The sequence below is a fragment of the Mailhella sp. genome (assembly GCF_057866825.1).
On record NZ_DBMAHT010000147.1, the window covers coordinates 1 to 4,584 of the forward strand.

The 4,584-nt window shown below is 62.5% G+C and carries 6 protein-coding genes and 1 pseudogene; 5 read left to right on the plus strand and 2 right to left on the minus strand.

Going from position 1 to position 4,584, the window contains the following annotated elements:
- The 5 genes from yedE to selD form a co-directional block, all read left to right on the plus strand.
- Positions 1-606 (plus strand): YedE family putative selenium transporter (yedE, locus tag ACZM96_RS09695; RefSeq protein WP_489488803.1); only part of this gene is annotated, 606 nt, incomplete at its 5' end.
- 19 nt (positions 607-625) lie between these two features.
- Positions 626-829, plus strand: a complete 204-nt coding sequence (locus tag ACZM96_RS09700; RefSeq protein WP_489488804.1) for a sulfurtransferase TusA family protein — start codon at positions 626-628, stop codon at positions 827-829.
- On the plus strand, positions 829-1,401 hold the full coding sequence (locus ACZM96_RS09705; RefSeq protein ID WP_489488806.1) for a putative Se/S carrier protein: 573 nt from the start codon (positions 829-831) through the stop codon (positions 1,399-1,401). Before ACZM96_RS09700 ends, ACZM96_RS09705 begins: the two co-directional genes overlap by 1 nt.
- Positions 1,398-2,306: a carbohydrate kinase family protein gene (locus tag ACZM96_RS09710; protein WP_489488807.1), complete on the plus strand. Its 909-nt coding sequence runs from the start codon at positions 1,398-1,400 to the stop codon at positions 2,304-2,306. The genes ACZM96_RS09705 and ACZM96_RS09710 overlap by 4 nt, the downstream gene beginning before the upstream one ends.
- Positions 2,307-2,371: 65 nt before the next feature.
- The gene (gene selD, locus ACZM96_RS09715) at positions 2,372-3,397 is read left to right on the plus strand and encodes a selenide, water dikinase SelD (RefSeq protein WP_489488809.1); all 1,026 of its coding nucleotides are present in this window, start codon (positions 2,372-2,374) and stop codon (positions 3,395-3,397) included.
- 354 nt (positions 3,398-3,751) lie between these two features.
- Here the strand turns inward: selD and mobA are convergent, their stop codons facing one another.
- Entirely contained in the window at positions 3,752-4,372 is a 621-nt protein-coding gene (gene mobA / locus ACZM96_RS09720; protein WP_489488810.1) for a molybdenum cofactor guanylyltransferase, read from the minus strand.
- 1 nt (position 4,373) lies between these two features.
- A pseudogene (locus tag ACZM96_RS09725) lies at positions 4,374-4,584 on the minus strand (FmdE family protein); the annotation flags it as partial.

A 4,584-nucleotide genomic window follows, 5' to 3' on the forward strand; every position in this document is an offset into this window, starting at 1 on the left:
TGGTTCTTCCCCCTGCTCATGCTGGGACTTCTGGGCCTGTATCTTGCCTTCCCGCAGGTTCCCGGACAGGCGCAGAGCGGACCTCTGTTCTATTCCGTGAGCGGCCCCGGCGCTTCCCATGCTCCGTTCCTTCTGTCCCTCGGCGTGGCGATCGTCATCGGCGCGCTTGCCCAGCGCAGCCGCTTCTGCACCATGGGCGCGTTTCGTGATCTTATTCTCTTCCGGTACGGACATCTTTTCTTCGGCGTGGCGGCCATGTTTGCCGCGGCCATTATCGCCAATCTGCTGACGGGCGGCTTCCATGCCGGATTTGCCAATCAGCCCGTGGCGCATACCGACGGCCTGTGGAACTTCCTCGGCATGGTCACGGCCGGTCTGGCCTTCGCGCTCGCCGGCGGATGCCCCGGCAGACAGCTCTTCATGGCCGGCGAAGGCGACAGCGACGCCGCCATCTTCGCCCTCGGCATGCTGGCCGGAGCCGCCATGGCGCACAACCTCGGCACGGCGAGCTCCGCTGCGGGCATCGGCGCGTACGGCGTGCAGGGCACGCTCATCGGCCTTGCCGTGTGCCTGGTCATCGGTTTTGCGTTTTCGAGAAAAGCCTGAGTCATAAAGGAGATTTCCTATGCTTATTGATACGCGCGGACTTTCCTGCCCCCAGCCTGTGCTTATGGTCTATCCGCATCTTTCCGGCTCCGACCCCATCGACGTGCTCGTGGACAACTCAACGAGTCAGGAAAACGTCAGTCGGGCGGCCAGACACAGCGGCTGGAACATTGAAGTCAGAGAAGAGGGCGACGGCGTCGTCCGGCTGGAGCTTCGCAAGTAATGCTTGATCGACTGACCGGCTGGCTGAAGCGACGCGGCGGCAGGGAATCGGAAAAGGCCTCTTCCGTGGAAAAGGGTTTTCTGGTCTTCCAGCATACCGGCGAGGTCATTCGGGCGGAACGCTGTCTTCAGTCGGCCGGTTTTCCGGTGGAGGTCAAGGGGCCTCCGCCGGAACTGCGCACCGGTTGCGACATGGTGGTGACGTTTCCGCTCATGATGGAATCCGCCGTCCGGCGGGTACTGGAAAAGGAGCGGCTTTCGCCCATGAACGTGGTTCCGGTAAGCGGACCGATGCTCGAACCCGTGTCGTTGTTCCGCACGAAGGATTTCGGCGACTGGTTCATGGTGCAGGCCGCCAACGTGAAGATTACCGTGGAGCGTTCCTCCGGGCGCATCGTCAACGTATCCGGCGGCGGCTGCCCGGATGTGCCGTATCTTGCGTCGCTTCTTGTCGGCGAAAGCATTGCGGGCGCGGAGGAACCCCGCGTGCAGGGGCACACCCTGTGCTCGTACGCGCTCCAGAAGGCGTTTCTTGAAGCCCGTCGCCTGTGGCGGCAGGAAGGTGGAGCATGAGCTGGCTGATATGCGGCACCGTGCCGGATGACGATTTTCCCTTGTGCCTGGGCTCCTGGAAGGTGAACGGCGACAGGCTTGAGCCCGAGGATGTCCGCATTCTGGGGAAGGAGGCGGTCGTGCCTTCCGTGCCCGTGCAGCGGGGCACGCCCGCGCTCGCGGCTGCGGCCTTGCTGGTGACGGAGAGACTCGGCGCGCCCCGTCCGCAGATTCTTCTTGCGGGGGACTGCGGCTCGTCGAAAGGAAGCTCGGCGCTCTATGCCTGGCTGGCGTCGTGGCTCGTGGGGGAGGACGCGAATCTTTCCGGATTGACGTTTCATTATCTTTTTCCCAGCGTGGACGGGCACAACAGCATTCTCATGGCGCTGGAGGCTCGCCGGGGCCCCATGCCGGCGCTTGTTGCCGACGCCGGCTTCATGTACGCCGCCAAGATGAGCGGCTATGCCTCGCGCTACGACGTGTTCACGCCGGATGCGGGCGAACTGGCGTTTCTGGCGGATGAAAAAGCGCCGCATCCTTTTTACACGCGCGGTTTTCTTCTTTCGGAAGACAATCGGGCCGAGGATCTGGCAAGACTTGCCTGGGAGCACGGCGACAGCGCCCGTCTTCTTCTTGTCAAAGGATCATCCGACCTTATCATGGAGGAAGGGCGGGAAACAGGCCGTGTGACGGAGCCCTGTCTGCCGTTCATGGAACCGGTGGGCGGCACGGGCGATCTTGTCACGGGACTGCTGACCGCATTTGCCGCGGCCGGATTTCCGTTGAAGGAAGCCTGCGTGCTGGCGGCGCAGGGCGCGCGTTTTACGGGAGAGCTGACGAACCCGACGCCTGCGACGTCCATCTCGGCCTTCATGCCCTTTGCGGCGGAGGGCGCGATGCGGGCGCTGAACATGAAAACCAAGTAGGCACGCGATGTGCCTGGAGAACCTATGTCGACATTCTGTCTGATGGATAAAACCAAGGGCGCCGGTTGAGCGGCGAAGACGGCTCCGGAGTTGCTGAAGAGATTCTTTCCGAGATCACGCCGCCGCCGGACAGGGAAGGGCGCGTGCTGCACGGCTTTTCCAACAATGAGGACGCCGTGTTGGTCAAGGCTCCGCCTGCGGGGCTCGCCCTGGTGCAGACCGTGGACATTCTCGGCCCCATCGGCAACAATGCGCGCCTTTTCGGACAGACGGCAGCCGCCAACGCTCTTTCCGACGTCTATGCCATGGGCGGATGGCCGTGGTCGGTGATGAACATCGCGGCCTTTCCTTCTCCTTCGGCGGAATCGGACACGCCGCTTTCGGTTCTGGCGGAAATTCTTTCCGGGGCCATGGAAAAGGTGGGGGAAGCCGGGGCCGTGCTGGCCGGAGGGCATACGCTGGATGATGAATGGATCAAGTTCGGTCTGTCCGTCACGGGGGTGATTGATCCTGCGCATGTGGCACGCAACGACGGCCTTGTGCCCGGAGACGCGCTTATTCTCACCAAGCCGCTGGGCACGGGCGTGCTTGCCACGGCGGTGAAGGCCAAGTGGCCCGGCAGCGACGAGGCGGAGCGCGACATGTACCGCTGGACGACCAGATTGAACGCAAACGCCTCTTCGCTGATCCGCGACATGGGCCTCAGGGCCGCCACGGACGTCACCGGTTTCGGCGTCGGCGGCCATGTTCTGGAAATGGCCAAGGGCTCGGGCGTTTCCGTGGAAATCGACACGGCGGCGCTTCCGTTCATCGAACAGGTGGAGGATTTTGCTTCCTGCGGTCTGATCCCCGCGGGAACGTATCGCAACCGGGATTACTGCTCCTGTCATACGCTGGTTTCGGAAAGCGCGGACGAGCTTCGTGCCACGCTGGCCTTCGATGCGCAGACCTCGGGCGGACTTCTGCTCGCCGTACCTGCGGAACGGAAACAGGAAGCCTGCGAGAGACTGGCGGCGCTGGGAGAACCGGCCTACTGCATAGGGCGGGTGCTGCCTCTTCGCGAAGGTCGGAAACAGCTCATTCTGGCCTGACGAATAAAAAAACACCCCGGAAGCACGGCTTCGGCTGCACTTCCGGGGTGTTTTTTATTTAAAAATGGGAGCATGGAGGAAAAGCGACGCCGGGCAACAAGCGGGATGAAAAGGCGGGGGGCGTCGCTCTTTCAAGCGATGGTTGAAGAATCCTTGCCCGAAACGGAGACGGCGTTTTTCGTCGGAAAAAGCCTCGGCGATGCGGGAGCGGGGCTTCTTGGGGGAGAGGGGCGGCGAAAAGGGTGCTGAGGCGGATGTGGATGCCCCGCAAAAAAAAACGCTCCGCCCTGGGTGAGCCGGACGGAGCATGCTGTTAATAACATTAATAACAGATGATGGGCGGGGGATCTGTGGTCAGCGCCGGGTTGTGAGATAGCCGACGGCCCATTGAAATTCTTCCTGCGTGTTCATGTTGAGAAAGGCCGGAGACTCGGGCCGGGGTACCAGGCAGTTGCCTTCCCGGGGCAGGGCGGACCATATGCCCCAGCGCCCCTGATGCAGGGCCTTTTCCAGAAAGGGAAGACTCTCCGCTTCGTAAATGCCGATGAGCGATTCCAGAAAACCGTCCTTGTCGATGAAGGTCGTACGCAGAAGCGCCGGGCCCTGCGGATCTCTTTCTGCAAGGGCGCGGGCGCGCGCCCGGATGAGCAGTTCGAGAATGTCCGGCGTCATGAGCGGAAGATCGCACGGAATGGCCAGCACAGGAGCGCTCAGTCTGCGAAGCGCGGCCACCAGTCCTTTCAGCGGCGTGGGCGGGCCGTCTTCTTCATCGGGAACCAGCGTCACGCGCTTGTCCTTCAAGGTTTCCACCTGATCCGCACGGCAGGACACGGCAAGCTCGCACACTTCTTTCAGCGAGGAAAGCAGACGAAGACTGAAATCCGCCATGTCTCCCGCGCCGCCATGCACGACGACGCGGGATTTGTCGTTTCCGAAACGGGAGGAAAGACCTCCGGCCAGCACGAGCCCCGTCATGCTACTTTCCGAATCCGCATTTGGGGTAGGTGCAGATGGAACAGGCCATGCAGTAGCCGCCCTCGCCGAGGCGCGCAAGCTCGCCGCGGGTGATGCGGCGACCGGCCAGCAGACGGGGAAGCAGCAGGTCGAACACGGTGTTCTTGAAGAACAGAGCGCAGGCCGGAACCCCCATGACCTGAATGTCGCCGGACGCAGATTCCATGCGTCCC